We start from the raw sequence: 16,808 nt of genomic DNA, 5'->3' as shown, positions 1-16,808 counted from the left end.
TGAGACGGCGCCTCTATAAGCGGCGCTATGCGCCTGCTTTTCATAACCGCCACCCGCATCGGCGATGCGGTGCTGTCCACCGGCCTTTTGGATCATCTGCTCAAGCGGCATCCGGGGATTCGGGTGACCGTGGCGGTGGGCCGCCTGTCGGCACCGCTGTTTCAGGCGGTGCCGGGGCTGGAGCGGATCATCGCCATCGAAAAGCAAAGCTACAGCCGCCACTGGCTGAAGCTCTGGGGCCAGGCGGTGCTGAGCCGCTGGGACATCGTCGTCGACCTGCGCGGCTCGGCCACCGCCTACCTGCTGTGGACCGGTCAACGCATCGTCATCGGCAAGCGCCGGCGCGGGCGCCACCGGGTGGAGGAACTGGGCGATCTGCTCGACCTGTCTCCGCCGCCGAGCCCCACCGTCTGGCTGTCGCCGGAGGCCGAAGCGCAAGCGGCCGCTCTGCTGCCGGCGGGCGGGCCGGTGCTGGCGGTCGCCCCGGCGGCCAACTGGATGGGCAAGCAGTGGCCGGCGGATCGCTTTGCCGAACTGGCCATGCGCCTGACGGCGCCGCAAGGGCCTTTGCCCGGCGGGCGGGTGGCGGTCTTCGCGGCCCCGCACGAGCGCGCCCAGGCGGCGCCGGTGCTGGCGGCTGCCGGGGACCGCGGCGTCGATCTGATCGACTGCGGCGACCTGCTGCAGGTGGCCGCCTGCCTGCGGCGTGCCGATCTCTTTGTCGGCAACGATTCCGGTCTCATGCATCTGGCCGCGGCGGCGGGGGCTCCCACGCTGGGGCTGTTCGGGCCCAGTCCGGAGGCGCGCTACCGTCCCTGGGGGCCGAAGGCGGCTTTCGTGCGCACGCCCGAGAGCTTCGAGGAACTGACCGCTGTGCCCGGCTTCGATTTCGCCGCCAGGGCCTGTTTCATGGAGAGTCTCACCGTCGATGCCGCTGAGAGGGCGGCCCGGGACCTTTGGTCCAGGACCGGCGCCGCCGCTAGCGCGCCGGCGGCAGGGCCGCCAGAACCTCTTCAAGGCTGAGATCTTCCAGCGACGGGCGCCTGAGGGTCGCGACGCTGGGCCCGCGCGGCGCAATCTTCGCCGGATCGGAGTCGTGGGAATAGAGCACCAGCGAGGGCGCCCCGGCCGCGGCGATCAGGTGCATGGGCCCGGTGTCGTTGCCGACGGCGAGGCTGGCGCCCCGCCCGAGGGCGGCCAACGCCATCAGCGGCGTCCGACCGCAGAGGTCGCGGGCGCCCGGCACCGCTTCGGCGATGCTGGCGATTTCCGCCCGCTCGGGCTCGGCCCCCAGCAGCAGTGGGGTGAGGCCCCGCTCCAACAGGTGACGGGCCAGCGCCGCGTAGCGGTCCTCCGGCCAGCGCTTGGCAGGCCTGTGCGCCGCGCCGCCCGGCACCAGCAGTGCATAGCGCTGTGGCAGGTCCAGTTCGGTCAGGTCGGCGGTCATGAAGGAAAGGTCGGGCAGGCCCGGATGCGGCAGGCCGGCCAGTGCAAGCTGGTCGGCCTCCCGCTCGCAGATGTGGGTCGCGGGCCCGCCAGGCATCACATAGCGGTGGGAAGCGCCGGGGACGATGCCGACCCACTCGGGCTTGGGGGCCTTCAGCAGCCGGAAGTAGGCCCCGCTGCGGTCGGAGCGCTGCAGGTCGTAGACTCGGGAGAAGCCGGCCGCGTTTAGGCGCCGGCGCAGGGCCAGCCAGGCCCCGGCCTGCCACCACTTCGGGCGCCGGTCGATCCAGATGCGGTCGAAGCAGCCGCTGGCCTCCGCCATCGCGCGGAAGGGCGCGGTCGTCATCAGGGTGATTCGCGCGTTGCGGTGGTGCGCGCGGATTGCCTGAAAACCGGCGATAGAGAGCACGAAGTCGCCGAAAGCGGACAGCTTGATGACGAGGATCTGCTCTGGGATCTGGTCTGACGGCTCGGCGGGCATGGTATTCATGGAACGGCTCGCCGCGCATCTAGCCCGCTGCGCCCGCAGCACGCAACAAAAGCTTGGCCACCGCGGTTCCACCGTTAGCGTTGTCGGGGCCGGGAGAGTCGTGAAACTCTTCCCCTGTGCACTTCTCAAAGGCCGCGTTCCCCCCTTGCCCGGACTCATGGCTCAAACGGTCGCCCATCTCAGCACCACCAGGCTGCCGCGCTTTCTCGGCGAGGCTCATCCCGACGAGGAGTCGCTCTTTGCCGAAGACGGGCAATTTCCGGGTTCAGGTCATGTATGGCGCGACCCGGACCTTCTGTTCAGAAATGCACGCTGTGATCGCTATGGAGGCGGCTGAGGGGAGCCTATCTGCGCCGGAGGTCGTGATTCCGGTCGCGACCTGCTATTGAATCGCAGCCGCGTCCATGACATATCCAAGGCACTTTTGCTCCAAGGCTTCGTGAGGCAGAGGGCAGGCCGTCCGAGGCGGCCTGCCTGCGCAGTTGGCGGGATCCGTGGTTCAGGAAAGCAGTCACTTCAGCACCGCCGAAAACCTGGCGGGAGAAAAAAAGCTGCAACAGGCCGAGCGCCTGCCGCAATGGCTGTACCTCTGGCTGCCGCTGGCCGTTGCCGTGATCCTGATCGCCGCCGGCCATGCCGACCCGCAGTTCTACGAAGCCCACATCGGCAGCGAGGTCGGCATCCTGGAAGCCAGCCACGTGATCATTCCGTTGATCAGCGTGGTCTACTGTCTGCGCATCCTTGCGCTGCCGGAGGCGCGGCGTGACCGGCTGATTTTCATCTGGATCCTCCTCGGCCTGCTCGGCAGCATCTACCTGGCCGGCGAAGAAGCAAGCTGGGGTCAGCACTACCTGGGCTGGGCGACGCCGGAGGGCTGGGAAGCGCTGAATGACCAGGGCGAAACCAATCTCCACAACATCAGTTCCTGGTTCGACCAGAAACCCCGCAGCTTGCTGGAGATCGGCGTCATCGTCGGCGGCATCGTGATCCCGCTGCTGGCGCTGAAACGCCCGCAGATTCGACAGGGGCGCTTTGCTGTCTTCCTGCCGCCGCTCGTCTGCCTGCCCGTGGCCGTCATCGCCGAGTTCGCGAAGACCTGGGACCGGCTGCGGAGCGAGGGGCTCTGGGACATCATCATCTTCCGACGCCCCAGCGAGATCCAGGAGCTTTACTTCGTTCTTTTCATCCTTTTCTATCTCGTCGTGTTCCGCAAACGCCTGCTCGCCAGCCGCCCGGCCATGCAGGGCTGAGGCGTCTCACCGCAATCGCTGCGCCAAGGCTGACGCAATGCGGCCTCGGCGGGCTCGACCAAACAGGGGGTGACCGCAGTCCATGCCGCGCTTGCTGCAGGCCCTGGCCGGTGCGCCGCAAGGCGGCGCCGAAATGCATTTCCTGCGGCTTTGCCTGGCCTTAAAGCGCGCCGGCGTGGACCAACGGGTGGTGATCCGCCCGCATCCGGAAAGCCTTGAGATCTTGAGAGCGGGCGGTATCGAGCCAGTGACGGTGCCCTTCGGCGGCCTGTTCGACCGCAGGACCGGCCGTATCCTGAAAAGGGAAATCGCCGCTTTCCGTCCGCAGCTTGCGCTGACCTATATGAGCCGGGCTTCCGCCGCCATGCCCAAGGGCGACTTCCTGCATCTGGCCCGCCTCGGCGGCTATTACGACCTGAAATACTACCGGCGCTGCGATCATCTGATCTGCATCACCCCGGACATCAAGGCTCACTGCGCGGGCGGTGGCTTTCCCGAAGACAGGATCCATGTGATCCCCAACTTCGTCGAGGACCGCAGCGCCGATCCGCAGGACCGGGCAGCGCTCGACACGCCGGACGATGCAGCGCTCGTCTTTGCCCTTGGCCGCCTGCACGAGAACAAGGCTTTCGACACCCTGCTGCAGGCCATCGCCCAGCTTCCAGGCGTCTATCTCTGGCTGGCGGGTGACGGGCCTCTGCGGCAGACGCTGGAGCGTCAGGCGGTCGCCCTCGGCATTGCGGAGCGGGTGCGGTTCCTCGGCTGGCAGCAGGATCCGGCGCCTTACTTCGCGGCTGCCGATGTCTACATCGTGCCGTCGCGCCACGAACCGCTGGGCTCGGTGGTGCTGGAAGGCTGGATGTACCGCCTGCCCATGGTGGCCGCAGCCAGCCAAGGGCCCTCCTGGCTGATTCAGGATCAGGAGGATGGTCTGCTGGTGCCCATCGACGACGCGCCGGCCATGGCGGCGGCGATCGGCCGTCTGATCGCCGAGCCGCAGACGGCGGAACGGCTGGTTCAGGCAGGGCGCCGCCGGTTCGAAGAAGGATTCACGGAAGAGGTGGCTGTCGCGCGCTACCTCGATCTCTTTGCCGGTCTGCTGGATGGCAGCGCCGCGCCGGTTCGATCGGCAGGCTAGGCAGGCAAGGGCGACACAAGCGCGATTGGGAGCGGGCTCAACAAGGGACGGTACAGATGGCTGAAAATTGGGATCTCCTCATCACCGGCGGCGAGGTCTTTACGCCGGCCGGTCTGGCACCGGCGGCAGTGGCGGTCAAAGACGGCCGCATCGCCGACATCGGTGACCTCAACCCCGGAGGGGCCGCGGAGGTTTTCGACGCCTCGGGCCTGACGGTTCTGCCGGGAGTGATCGACACACAGGTGCACTTCCGCGAACCCGGGCTCGATCACAAGGAAAACCTGGAGAGCGGCACCCGGGCGGCGGTTCTCGGTGGCGTCACCGCGGTTTTCGAGATGCCCAACACCAGCCCGGCCACCATCGATGCGGCGGCGCTGAACGACAAGCTGTCCCGTGCCCGGGGGCGGGCCTGGTGTGACCATGCATTCTTTATCGGGGCAGCGGCGGAGAACGCCGACAAGCTGGGCGAACTCGAACGCCTGCCGGGCTGCTGCGGGGTCAAGATCTTCATGGGGTCGTCCACCGGCTCGCTGCTCGTGGCCGACGACGACACCCTGCTGGCGGCACTCAGCAGCGGCACGCGCCGGGTCGCCATACATTCCGAAGACGAGGAGCGCCTGCGCGAGCGTTTCGAGCTGGTGCGCGACGGCGCGAACGTCGACCAGCACCCGGTCTGGCGTGACGAGGAAACCGCTCTGCGTTCCACCCGGCGCATCCTGAAGCTGGCGCGCAAGGCGGGGCGCCGCCTTCATGTGCTGCACATCACAACCGCCGACGAGATGCCGATTCTCGCCGCCAACAAGGATGTCGCCACCGTGGAGGTGACGCCGCAGCATCTGACACTGGCAGCCCCGGACTGCTACGAGCGGCTCGGCAGTCTGGCGCAGATGAACCCGCCGATCCGCGACGAGCGACACCGGGCCGGCCTGTGGGAGGGTATCCGCCGCGGCATCGTCGATGTCGTCGGCTCCGACCACGCACCCCACAGCCGCGAGGAGAAGGCCGCCGACTATCCGCGCACGCCCTCAGGGATGCCGGGCGTCCAGACTTTGCTGCCGTTGCTGCTGGACCACCTGAACGCCGGGCGCCTTACCCTGCCGCGGCTGGTTGACCTGACCTCTGCCGGCGCACAGCGGATTTACAACATTGCCCGCAAGGGCCGCATCGCCGTGGGCTATGACGCCGACTTCACGGTGGTGGACCTGAAGGCGCGGCGCGAGATCACCGGCGACTGGCTGGCCTCGCAATGCGGCTGGTCGCCCTTCGAAGGTATGACCGTCACCGGCTGGCCGATGGCAACGATCATCCGTGGCCAGATCGTCATGCGCGAGGACGAACTGCCCGGCGAGCCGGCGGGCGTTCCGGTGCAGTTCATGGAGACGCTGCCGCGCGGCACAGCGGGCTAGAAGCTGTCTTTGCGCGCGCGGTTGCGGCGCGCAATGCCCTGAACCGGCCTGCAGTGTCTTGCCTCCGGCCGCGGTGGCAGCTCATTGCATAGAGGACAGGCGTGTCGGGACGTGCTTTCGGTGTTTGCCGCCTCGCCATGCAGTTTCAGCGCCAAGCAGCCTCAGCGTTGCTTCCAATCAGGCTGATTTTTTCTCGGCGACAAGAACGGTATGCGGGGAGGGACCGGCCCGTCAGAGCTGCCGGCGCCGTAGCGGTCCAGGGTCACAACACGGCTGCCGTCCGTGGTTCTGCGGGGGCCGGGCTCGGCATGGAGCGCGCCGTTATAGCGCGAGAACGCAACCTCGGCCGCGGCGTGCCCGCCGTCTGACCGTTCGCGCCGTTCCATGCCGGGCAAGTCTTCAGCCGCTTGGGTGCTGGCCCAGTCGACCCGCTCGCCGCCACCGTCGAGGCCGGGAATGATTGGCGATGCGCAGTCTTCGGCCGGGAGCAGCGCTGCGTTGACAAGGGTCTTTCTCCGGAAGGTCTCCAGGCCCTGTTGCGGTGCCTCGAAATCCCGGATCGTGAGAACGTCGACGGGATTCTGACCGACGATGACAATGCGGTCATTGTCGAGCACGGCAATGTCGAACTCCGGGGTAGCGATGTCCCAGGCAGCGGCAAACAGGAATGTGACTTCTTCGCCGAGCGGACGACCGAGCGAGTCGAATTGCCGGGCCCTGAGCGTGCGTCCGGGACGGCGGGCACGCCTGGTCGCATCGATGACAACGGAGTTGCCGTTGGACAGCGTGACGCTTTTCAGCCTGGTTACAAAGTCTGCAGTGTCTGCAGTGTCTGCAGTGTCGGCGACGAAGGCGGCGGTGCGAAGCTGCGGCGCGGCGGTCATACGTTCAATCCTCTCCGTATCTTGCCTTTAACCCACCGCGCGCCCGGGCCGCCCCTCCGGTTGCGCGATCGGTTATTCCGAGATGCTGTTGCCGGTCCGCTCGCTTGGTGCATCTCGCCAACGGACCATCCGGTTGTCGGTTGAGCTTTCACTGACCTACGAGAACTGTCCGGCGCCAGGCTTCAGAAAAATGAGCCGTGCCCCACTGGTGCAAGGCTGCTCTGCGGGTAAAGGTGTGCCCGATGTCCGCGTATGGAACGCGATGGAGGCCTGCCGGGGAGGAGAGGCCGTCACGACGCCGGTCCCGGGATCGTTTCGATGGCCCTCGTCGATGACCCTTGTCGATGGCCCCTGCTGTTGCGATGCTTCCCGATGGATCAGGCTGCCCGACTCATCCTCACAAGAACGACGTTGCGGTCGGTGCCGCGAACCGCGTCTGGAACCAGCGATCAGTCCGTTAGTCAGTTGGTGCCTCTTCATAGGCGGGCCCAATACAACGGCTGTGGCACCTTACGGGACCGGCATGTCGAAGGCTGCCCAGGCAGCGACGATGTCCGGGGCATCCTTGCAGCGTACCCGGGTGGGGGCGTGGTGTATGTCGACCCAGGGCATCTGGCTTTCCATACCCAGGTGCCACCTCGGGGCGTTGGGCTCCGGATTGTCCAGGCTCGCTGTGTGGACCACGATCCAGCCGGCCCACTGTGGCGCTACCGCGGGTGCCAGCGGTTTGTATGTCAAACTGGAACCGCAGGTGACACAGAACCCGCGTTCGACAAACGGCGATGACCTGTAGTACTTCGGCTCACCCTTCGTGAACCGCAGGGCGTCTTCGGGGTATGTCGACATGGCGACCACGGGTGCACCGGAAAACTTCTGACACATGCGGCAGTGGCAGAAATTGTTTTCGATCACCGGCTTGGTGATTTCGTAGCGCACCTCGCCACACAGGCATCCGCCGGTGACGGGCACCTTCTTGCTGCCCTGCATGTCGAACAGGGGCCGTTGCTGGGTAATTGACGAACAGTCCGGCAGGCTGGCGCGATACACGCGGACCAGCTTGGCGATGTTCTTGACCTTCTGATTGCCCCGATCAACGAAGTCCAGACCAACCTTGCCGTCCACTTGCTCGAAAACCGGGCCCGAGATGTATACCCCGCCGGGGTCGGCGAGTTCCTGAAGACGTGCGGCGATGTTTACGCTCTCACCGAAGATGTCGTCCCCCTCCAGGATCACATCCCCAAGATTGATGCCAATCCGAAAGGCAATCTGGGGATCATCTGGGGCGTCTGCGTTGCGCATAGCCATGCCTTGCTGAATCTGGACAGCGCATTCCACGGCATCGATAGCGCTGGCGAAGTCGACGAGCACGCCGTCGCCCATCAACCTCACGACACGCCCGTGGTACTCGGTAATTGCCGGGTCGATCAGTTCTCCAAGATGAGCCCGCAACACAGTGAGCGTTCTCGCCTCGTCCATACCCATGAGCCGGCTGTAGTCGGCAACATCCGCGCTCAGTATCGCGGCAATTCTGCGTCGTGTGCGCCCACTTGCCGGAGCTGGCAGCACCAGGGCGTTGGGGCGTGGCTCCGCTACGAGCGTGCGGATTTTCGGAACGTAACCTCCCTTGGGTATCTCCAGGCGAATCAGGTCGGACTGACCTTCGGATTCGTAGTATTGCTTCAATTTGGACCGCAGCCTGCTCGCCTCAACGCGAACGATTGAGCTGATCTTCGGGTCAAAGGTTTCGTCCTTCTGGAAGACTTCCTGGGCGACGGTGTGTTCTTTGACCCGCTCGCCGCGGCCGGCGAGCGCTTCCTCAATGACAAAGCGCAGGAAGTCCTTCATGCGGACGGACTGTTGGAATCCCGGGCTTGCTACAATCCTCTCGACCTGCACCCTGACCGCCTCAGCCGCGGGTGCAGGCAGATGATGGTGCAAGCCCTCATCTGAGTGGTTTTGGAAATCTGTCATGCCTTCTTGCCAGACACTGCTTCGGACCGCCGAGCGCATCAACGCTGGAGGAACCGTGGTCGCACATTGCGGCATTCCTCGTGCAGGGCCGTTCTTAATCCACATTGCGCCCCGCCATCCTCGTTTTACTTCTTGAACTTCGGGATTTCCTCCAAACAGACGGATTTAACCGGGTGATTGAGGCGCGAACCGAGAACTCTTGGGAACTCGACCACGCCGTTAAGTGCTCCAGGCATTGGTACCAAGGAGTCGTTGTTTCCGAGCTCTAGGGTTTTCGGGTTTCAGGTCGCATGACTGCTGCGCCTTGAGTGCTAGCGGATCGATCCATGTCTACCCGCTCTCAACCTGGATGCCCGCGCGCTTGCGCGGAAGGAGTGCGGTTGGGGGCCTGTGGTAATTACGCCCGGTTCTTTTTGTCGACCCCATGTCCTGCTCTCCAAAATCAACCTCGGGGGTGATGACTTGGCGGCGGGTCGTCATCCGATGGATATCAAGGCCAATGGATATCAAGGCCTGTGCATCTGCTATGCTACTGGTGTGGTCATGACACCGGCCGACCCACCAGGTGTTTTGGTGCCCTGGCAGGTCGGCTGGCCTCAGAGGTCAGGGGTTTAGCAAAGGTTCCCGCGGTCTCGTGACCGATCGCGAAGTGTTGTTGTCGTTGTGAGGCTTGACGGCCGCGGGGCGAATCCCGCCAGGTACCGAAATCACACCCGGACTCGACTCGATCACTGCGCGGCTCTGCTCTGTGCGCCGGATGCTTTGCGGTAGCCCCTCGGCATCTATGGCGACAAAGGTGAACTGGCCCTCGGAGGCTTTAACGGCCTGGGGGCGCTCCTGGCTTGATATCCAGACTTCGACATAAAGGCAAAGCGACGTTCTGCCGATTCTCTCAAGATCGGTGTAGCAGCAAACAACGTCGCCTACCTTCACTTGCCGCAGCAGAGTCATGCGGTCAACGGCCAGCGTGACGACCGGGCCCTGGGCAACCTCTTCAGCTGAGATTGCGCCAGCGGCGTCCATCTGCGACATGATCCAACCACCGAAAATGCTGCCGCGTGGATTGGCGTTGTTGGGGAACGCCCAGGTGCGAGTGGTCAACTCTCCCCTGGGCTGCGGTTTGTCGCGGCGCGCATCGGCTTCCTCGGGGGCTTCCTCGGGCTTGCTTGCATCGTTCGCTCGTTGATGTTTGGCGGCAAGTCTTTCAGCTACGAAAGTCATCGCTTTCTCCTCTGAATTCTCCAAGTGTGCCTAAACGGCAGAGGCCTCAATTTCTCGGGCAGTCGTCACCGGCGTCACCGGGGCTCAGATCGGAGCGCACCAACGAATGCTCGATTTTGATCAGCGTTATTTAAATCAGGGGTGGATGTGAGGGGGAGTTTGAAGGGGTTTGAAGACGTTAGATCGTGGCTTAATCACTTGATACTCAATAAAACCCGACTGTCTGGGGACCGTCTCCGTAGCGCCTTGGGGTAGTATCGCGTTCGACCCCTGGCCGCTGGGGGCGAGAGATCTTCGCGTGCCACCACCGCTAGCCCAGGCTCGTTCACGCGAAAGTAGATACGGTTGTTGGCGTTGTCGGCGTCATCCCGATCCCGGATCTGCAAACCGCTTTCAGTCGTCATGCTGTGGGAGCCAGGCTCGGCATGGAGCGCGCCATGATAGCGCGAGAACGCAACCTCGGCCGCGGCGTGCCCGTCGGCTGTCTTCTCGCGCCGTTCCGTTTCGGGCCATTCCTCGTCCGTCTGCGTGTCGACCCAGTCGGCCCGGTCGCCGCCATCGTCGAGGCCGGCGATCTTTGGCCACAGGTAGTCTTCGGTTGAGAACCGCGCTGCGTTGACATCGGTCTTTCTCCGGAAGGTCTCCAGACCGTGTTCCGGCGCTTCGAAATCCCGGATCGTGAGGATGTCGACGGGGTCCTGGCTGAGGATGACGACCCGGTCGTTGCCGAGCACGACAATCTCGAACTCCGGGGTTGCGATGTCCCAGGCGGTGGCAAACAGGAACGTGATTTCTTCGCCGAGCGGATTCCCGAGCGGGTCGAACAGCCGGGCCCTGAGTGTGAATCCGACAGCGGTGGCATGCCTGGTTGCATCGACGGCGACGGAGTTGCCGTTGGACAGCGTGACACGCTGCAGTTCGGCTGCCGTGTCGGCAATGCCGGCAACGAAGGGGGTGGCGGGAGGCTGCGGCGCGGTCGCTCGACTCGATGAGCTTGCGATAAACGAGTCGATGGTCGGAGGCGTTTCGGTCACCTGACTGATTCCTTGCACCTGTTTTGCGGCTCGCTTGCGCTCCTTCGCGGCAAAAGCCCGAGGAACGCGTTACGACGGCTGGCAGCGATGCGGACGTTGGGGGGAGACTTCGTCGCCGGACGTGATTGTTTCGGCGTGCATTCAGCCGCCGCGGCGACCTTGTCGGCCGAACGTTGTGGTCAGCGTTGTGCCGAGGGTTGAATCGGCGTTGGCGAACGCCATGCTCAGAATTCACCTCCGCTCCTCTACGGCAGCAGCCCCGGAGATGCCTAGAGATGGTTCTCCGCCAGAAAACCCTGCACCGCGTCCATGCAGGTCCGCCACGCGGGCTCATAGTCAACGAGAACGTGGTTGCGGCTCTCGAGCGGCACGAAACGTGCGCCGGGGATTCCGGAGGCCATGGCCCGCCCCTGTTCAAGCGGAATACGCTGATCGTCTTTCGAATGGAGTACGATCGTTGGTGTGCTGACAAGGCTGAGCCGGTCGCGCACGTCGATGTCGCCAAAGGCATCCTGGAAGCGCGCGGCATTGCCGGGCGAGGTGGTCAGGCGTTGGAACTCGTCGAACCAGGCAAGCTCCGCGGCTCCGGCATCGGGCATGAAGGTCTGCGAGAAGATGTGCCGATAGGCGGGGTTGTCCGTTCCCCAGCCGAGCTCGGTAAGGGTTCGCACGGCCTCTCGCCGGGCCTGTTCCTCTGGGCTTGCGAGATGACGCCAGCCGGCCGCATAACCTCCGATCAGGATCAGCCCCGAAACGCGTTCCGGGTGCCGCACAGCGTATTCGATGGATACGGCGGCACCCTGGGAGATGCCGAGCAGCGGGAAGCGCTCCAGGGTCAGCTTGTCGGCCACCACCTCAAGGTCTTCGACGAAGGCGTGGAAGCTCAAGTCCTTCACCTCCCAGTCCGACAGCCCGCAGCCGCGCTCGTCGTAGCGGATGAGAGTCCGCGTGCGCGCGATCTCTGAAAAGCACTCGCCCCAGATCGGGCTCGTCCAGTCAAACTCGAGATGCGTGAGCCAGTTGGCGGCCTTCACAAGAGGGGGCCCCGACCCGAGTGTCGCGTAGGCGATCTTGGTTCCGTCCGGCACCTCACAGAAGCCTATGCGTTGTGCGCGAAGCGCCCGCGCGCGTCCTCGCAGCGGCGGGAGACCAGGGTCGTTTGCGGCAAGTGGCGGAGGGGGCGGCGCCCCGCGTGGGGTGGAAGCCCCGGTTTGTGACCGGGCAAATGGCGCGATGCTGCCACGGCCGGCCCCGGAGCGCTCGAAAGCCGCCGCGCCCTCCGGATCCGAGGCCCGCCACAGGCGCAGCCATTTCGGCACGGAGACCGAGGGGATGTCGGGATGTGTCGCCAGCAGGCGGAGAACCCTGACCCGCGCCGCCCGGGCATCCTCTCGCTCCGCCGCCAGCCAGGAGTCGAACGCGTCGTCACCCGCGCCGTCGAGACCGTCGAGCAACACCGCGTCCAACTGGCCCGCCAAGTCTTCGAGCTCGACGACCGAGAGTTCTTCGGCGTCCTGGCGCAGCCGCGCATGGGCGTCGCGAATGTCGATGCGGGCCCCCGTCGCATCCAAGGTAACGCGCTCGCGGTCCGCGATGATCCGAATCCGCTCGGGACCGTCGACCACTTTACGCAGCTTGGAAAGCGACCAGCGCAGAGCCGCTTTGGGGTCGTCGGGCAGGTCCCAGAAGAGCTCGCAAAGACGCTCCCGTCGGTGAGGCCGACCCGTGGCGACAAGATAGGCCAAGAGACCCCGCGCCTTGCGTGACGCTGGAAGCTGGACCTCGGTACCCTGCCGGACCACGCGCAACTCGCCCAAGAGCAATATCTCGAGGTCCATGGTCGACACTCCCTCCGAGCAAAATGCAGGCGGTTTTGTTTGCATAAATACAGTTTGTCCCTGGAAATGACTAAATCAACGACGAGCCCGCCAAAGAAGAACCGCGCGTTAGCGGAAGATAATCATCGTAAGATACCTGCGCCGCGAGAACGGCGGCTTGCCCCCCATAACCGACTTACGTGAATTGCCGCCAGTGCGGCGTCGGTCTTCATGAAAAAAACAACGCCGCGCCGTGGCAATTACCACAGCCCTTGCAACGCTCACGACAACGCTTGGCGATGAATGAATGCTTTTCAGCCGCATAACACCAGCCGCCGCCGACTCGCCGTCCTCCCCCCTTGTATCGGGGAAGCGGCAGCCTGGTGCCTTCGACCGCTGTAATCACAGACCCGAGCAGGATCATGGACGAACATGCTCTGAGTATCGCGGCCCATCCTCGCCTCATCGACCCGGCCAGTTTGAACGATGCGCCGCACGCCCGTCTCGCCGAACTGCGCGAAGAGGCGCCGCTGGTGCAACTCGGCCCCAATCATTATCTCGTGCTGCGCGCCGAACACGTCGTGCCGCTCTTCACCGACCCGAGGACGCGCCAGATCGAAGGGCCGGAATTCGTGGCGCTGCACCAGATTCCCGATGGGACCCTGGCGCGGTTTCTTTCGGACCTGTTCCTGTTCTCGAACGGTGCGGCGCACCGGGCGAAGCGCAACCTCTTCGCCCGCAGCTTTGCCCACCGGATCATGCGGGAGGCGCGGGGTCAGATCCGAGCGGTCGCCGACGGCATTGTCGCCAGCCTGCCGCGCGGCGTGAGCTTCGATTTCGTGGACTCCATGGCTGCCCGCGTCCCTGCCGAGATGATCGCCGTGATCCTGGGTTTGCCGGCCTGCGATGCGAAGTGTTTTGCAGAGCGTGTCTACAGCCTCGCCCGTGCCTTTGCGCCGATCTACCCGCACGAACACCACCAGGAGATCGAGAACGCCGCCGGAGAGCTGTACGACTATGTCGAGGAGCAGCTCTGTCTGCGGGTGGCCGCCCCAAAGGACGACCTGCTCACAGCGCTGGTTTCGGACTGGCATTCAGACAGGAGCATCCCGTTTGAAAGCCTCGTCTTTCAGGTCATCGGCGTTATCATCGGCGGCAGCGACACCACCCGGGCGGCTTTCGCCATGCTGGTCGCCCTGCTTCTCCAGCGTCCCGATGACTGGGCCGCGCTGCGGTCCGATCCCACGTTGATTCCCGGCGCGGTGAACGAGGGGATGCGCTATGACCCCTCGGTCGGGTCGATCCCACGGGTGACGACGGCGCCGATCAGGTTCGACGGCATCGACCTGCCTCCCGGCGCGGTTCTGCGCCTCAGTACCATGTCAGCGATGCGGGACCCTGCGCTCTTTGACGAGCCGGACCGCTTCGATATCCGCCGCAACGATCATCCGCGCCTCCACATGGTTTTCGGCATTGGGCCGCACCGCTGCGTCGGCGATATGCTGGCCCGGATCGAAATGGAGGAGAGCCTTGCGGCGATCCTGGAAGCGGCGCCGGAGATCGCGCTCGAAACGCTTCCGGAGATGCTCGGCTTCGGCGGTCTCCGTCAGATCACGCCGATGCAGGTCCGCATTCCGCAATCGCAGCCTTGAGACGCAGGAAGCCCGGCGACCGCTAGAGCAGATCCGCTCTAGAAGCGCACCGACAAGCTCAGCGTGCCGAACTGGTTGCCGGTGTCCTGGCCGCGAAACTCCTTGCTGCGCCAGAGGTGGGTATAGGCGACGCGGATGCTCTGGCCGAGCGTGACCGCGAGGCCCGCCTGGACGTCGAGGACCAGCGGGCGCTTGTCGACGCTGTGGCTGTCGCGAAAGGTGTTGCCGTCCAGAAAGATGTTCTGCAGGACGAGCCGCCCCTCGGCGCCGGCAAAGAGATACCAGCCGAAGGCGTCGTCGGGGCGGAAGTAGTCCGAGCCGGGCAGGGCCGGGCGCAGGCGCGGCGGCCCATAGTCGTTGGGCAGATCCTCGCCGAGGCGCAGGGTCATGCCACCCGCGCCGTAGGTGTAGACATTGCCGAGCGCGCCGCCGAGGTGGGGCGTGACGTCGACCGCAAGCTCGTCGAGGATGACGAGATCGCTGACCCGGGTCTCCCAGAGGTTCCGCCACTTGCGTTCGTAATAGAGGACGATCCCGGGTTCGTTCTCCAGCTGGTTTTCCCAGCCTTCCGGAATCTGCACGTCGATGAGCTTGTGGTATTCGATCTGCGTCTTGTCGGCCAGAGAGGCGGGCCCGACCACCCCGATGTTCAGTTCGAGGTTGTCGAGACGCTCGCCGTTCTCCGAGACCAGGCCGATGCCGCCGAAAAGCCAGCCTGCATAGGGACGGTCGTCTTCCTGCAGCGCACGCTCCTCGATGCGTTCCGGCGTGAAGATGTCCTGGCCCAGGCTGTAGGTGACGCGCAGCCGCCCGTCGTCGGGAAACAGCGGCAGCGCCTTGGCGGCGGTCTCGACCGCCTCCGGCACTTGGCCGTCGGGGGAAAGGGCGGCCAGGCGGCTGCCGTGGGTGAAGTGCCGGTCCGAGCCGCCGAAGATATCGTTGCTGAACTGCAGCGTGACGATCCAGGCAGGGTCGGGGTCCAGAGGGGCCGATCGCTCCTGCTCCGCCGCTGCCGGGATGGGCCAGCCCAGGCAGATCAGCCCCGTCATGGCCGCAACGCAACGCTTCATCACCTGGCCCGGGGCCCCCATCCTGAATGCGACCGGCTCTCCGCGCCGGTATCTCGCCGGTATCTCAGTGTGAGACCGGCTGCGCCGCGGATTGTTCCACCTGCCACCGTTCATAGGGCAATCCCGCTCGGAAAACCACGGATTCCCGCCACCGGGCGGCGGCTCTGCGTCTGTACGGGGCAGAGCGGCTCTGCTATTGTGCACCGCGCAATTCCTTGGGAGACCTGCCATGACCGCCTGCATCGTCGGCTGGAGCCACACCCCCTTCGCCAAGCACGAAGGCGAGGACGTCGAATCGCTGATCGGCAAGGTGGCGACCCAGGCGCTGGAAGACGCCGGAATCGGCCCGGACGAGGTGGACGAGATCGTCGTCGGTCACTTCAACGAGGGCTTCTCGGCCCAGGCCTTTCCCTCTTCGCTCGTGCTGCAGTTCGACGACCGCTTTCGCTTCAAGCCGGCAACCCGGGTCGAGAATGCCTGTGCCACCGGCTCTGCGGCGATCCACCAGGGGCTGAAGTCCATCGCCGCGCGTTCGGCGCGCTTTGTGCTGGTGGTGGGGGTCGAGAAGATGACCGGCATCTCCGGCAAGGAGATCGGCGATGTTCTGTTGAAGGCCTCCTACCTGAAGGAGGACGGCGAAATCGAGGGCGGCTTTGCCGGCGTTTTCGGCCTTATCGCCCAGCAGTACTTCCAGAAGCACGGCGATCAGTCGGACGCGCTGGCGCGCATTGCAGCCAAGAACCACAGGAACGGCGTTGCCAACCCGCTGGCGCAGATGCGCAAGGATCTGGGCTACGACTTCTGCCGCGAGGTTTCGGAGAAGAACCCGCTGGTCGCCGGGCCGCTGAAGCGCACGGACTGCTCGCTGGTTTCCGACGGCGCGGCGGCCCTGGTGCTGACCGATGTCGACACGGCATTGGCAATGAACAAGGCGGTGGTGTTCCGCGCCGCCCAGCAGGTGAACGATTTCCTGCCGATGAGCAAGCGCGACATTACGCTCTTCGAGGGCTGCGAGCAGGCCTGGAACCAGGCCCTGGAGGCCGGTGCGGTGACGCTGGATGATCTCAGCTTCGTCGAAACCCACGACTGCTTCACCATCGCCGAGCTTCTTGAGTACGAGGCCATGGGCCTGACCAAGCGCGGCCAGGGTGCGCGGGCGATCGCCGAGGGCTGGACCGAGAAAGACGGCAAGCTGCCGATCAATCCCTCCGGCGGCCTGAAGTCCAAGGGCCATCCCATCGGCGCGACCGGGGTTTCCATGCATGTCATGACCTCCATGCAGCTGACCGGCACCGCGGGCGACATGCAGGTGAAGGACGCCAGGCTGGGCGGCATCTTCAACATGGGCGGGGCGGCCGTCGCCAACTACGTCTCGATCCTCGAGCCTCTGCGCTAAGGCTACCGCGTATCTTCGAGGGCCGGCTGCTGT

13 protein-coding genes are annotated in these 16,808 nt (G+C 65.0%); 6 read left to right on the top strand and 7 right to left on the bottom strand.

Annotated elements, in window-relative coordinates; all coding sequences use genetic code 11:
• Positions 1-27 precede the first annotated feature (27 nt).
• Positions 28-1,023 carry a glycosyltransferase family 9 protein gene (locus tag ACO06P_RS06170; protein ID WP_420349130.1) on the top strand — a complete coding sequence of 332 codons (996 nt, stop codon included), beginning with the start codon at positions 28-30 and terminating at the stop codon, positions 1,021-1,023.
• On the opposite strand, the gene ACO06P_RS06165 is transcribed toward ACO06P_RS06170, so the two are convergent.
• Positions 980-1,936, bottom strand: coding sequence for a glycosyltransferase family 9 protein (locus tag ACO06P_RS06165; RefSeq protein ID WP_420349129.1), 957 nt, complete (start codon positions 1,934-1,936; stop codon positions 980-982). The genes ACO06P_RS06170 and ACO06P_RS06165 overlap by 44 nt on opposite strands.
• A 494-nt stretch (positions 1,937-2,430) precedes the next feature.
• On the opposite strand from ACO06P_RS06165, the gene ACO06P_RS06160 reads away from it, so the two are divergent.
• The 3 genes from ACO06P_RS06160 to ACO06P_RS06150 all read left to right on the top strand — a co-directional run bounded on the left by ACO06P_RS06160 (position 2,431) and on the right by ACO06P_RS06150 (position 5,730).
• Positions 2,431-3,186 carry a hypothetical protein gene (locus ACO06P_RS06160; RefSeq protein ID WP_420349128.1) on the top strand — a complete coding sequence of 252 codons (756 nt, stop codon included), beginning with the start codon at positions 2,431-2,433 and terminating at the stop codon, positions 3,184-3,186.
• An 82-nt stretch (positions 3,187-3,268) separates the two neighbouring features.
• Entirely contained in the window at positions 3,269-4,324 is a 1,056-nt protein-coding gene (locus ACO06P_RS06155) for a glycosyltransferase (RefSeq protein ID WP_420349127.1), read from the top strand.
• Between the two features lie 56 nt (positions 4,325-4,380).
• Complete coding sequence (locus ACO06P_RS06150; protein WP_420349126.1) at positions 4,381-5,730, top strand: dihydroorotase; 1,350 nt, start codon at positions 4,381-4,383, stop codon at positions 5,728-5,730.
• A gap of 161 nt (positions 5,731-5,891) precedes the next feature.
• Here the strand turns inward: ACO06P_RS06150 and ACO06P_RS06145 are convergent, their stop codons facing one another.
• From ACO06P_RS06145 to ACO06P_RS06125, 5 genes are all read right to left on the bottom strand, one after another.
• Positions 5,892-6,614, bottom strand: coding sequence for a hypothetical protein (locus ACO06P_RS06145; RefSeq protein ID WP_420349125.1), 723 nt, complete (start codon positions 6,612-6,614; stop codon positions 5,892-5,894).
• 510 nt (positions 6,615-7,124) lie between these two features.
• Positions 7,125-8,459, bottom strand: coding sequence for a GFA family protein (locus ACO06P_RS06140; protein WP_420349124.1), 1,335 nt, complete (start codon positions 8,457-8,459; stop codon positions 7,125-7,127).
• A 729-nt stretch (positions 8,460-9,188) separates the two neighbouring features.
• Positions 9,189-9,806 carry an acyl-CoA thioesterase gene (locus tag ACO06P_RS06135; RefSeq protein WP_420349123.1) on the bottom strand — a complete coding sequence of 206 codons (618 nt, stop codon included), beginning with the start codon at positions 9,804-9,806 and terminating at the stop codon, positions 9,189-9,191.
• Positions 9,807-10,000: 194 nt separating this feature from the next.
• Positions 10,001-10,840, bottom strand: a complete 840-nt coding sequence (locus tag ACO06P_RS06130; protein WP_420349122.1) for a hypothetical protein — start codon at positions 10,838-10,840, stop codon at positions 10,001-10,003.
• Positions 10,841-11,109: 269 nt separating this feature from the next.
• Complete coding sequence (locus ACO06P_RS06125) at positions 11,110-12,678, bottom strand: alpha/beta fold hydrolase (RefSeq protein WP_420349121.1); 1,569 nt, start codon at positions 12,676-12,678, stop codon at positions 11,110-11,112.
• A gap of 401 nt (positions 12,679-13,079) precedes the next feature.
• Here ACO06P_RS06125 and ACO06P_RS06120 point away from each other — a divergent pair, with 401 nt between their 5' ends.
• On the top strand, positions 13,080-14,309 hold the full coding sequence (locus ACO06P_RS06120) for a cytochrome P450 (protein WP_420349120.1): 1,230 nt from the start codon (positions 13,080-13,082) through the stop codon (positions 14,307-14,309).
• Positions 14,310-14,347: 38 nt separating this feature from the next.
• Here the strand turns inward: ACO06P_RS06120 and ACO06P_RS06115 are convergent, their stop codons facing one another.
• Entirely contained in the window at positions 14,348-15,379 is a 1,032-nt protein-coding gene (locus tag ACO06P_RS06115) for a lipid A deacylase LpxR family protein (protein WP_420349119.1), read from the bottom strand.
• Between the two features lie 229 nt (positions 15,380-15,608).
• Here ACO06P_RS06115 and ACO06P_RS06110 point away from each other — a divergent pair, with 229 nt between their 5' ends.
• Positions 15,609-16,775 carry an acetyl-CoA acetyltransferase gene (locus ACO06P_RS06110; protein WP_420349118.1) on the top strand — a complete coding sequence of 389 codons (1,167 nt, stop codon included), beginning with the start codon at positions 15,609-15,611 and terminating at the stop codon, positions 16,773-16,775.
• Positions 16,776-16,808 lie beyond the last annotated feature (33 nt).

This window comes from Pelagibius sp. (genome assembly GCF_965227505.1).
Classification (GTDB): Bacteria; Pseudomonadota; Alphaproteobacteria; order Kiloniellales; family Kiloniellaceae; genus Pelagibius.
This window is presented reverse-complemented; position numbering and strand designations above follow the sequence as displayed.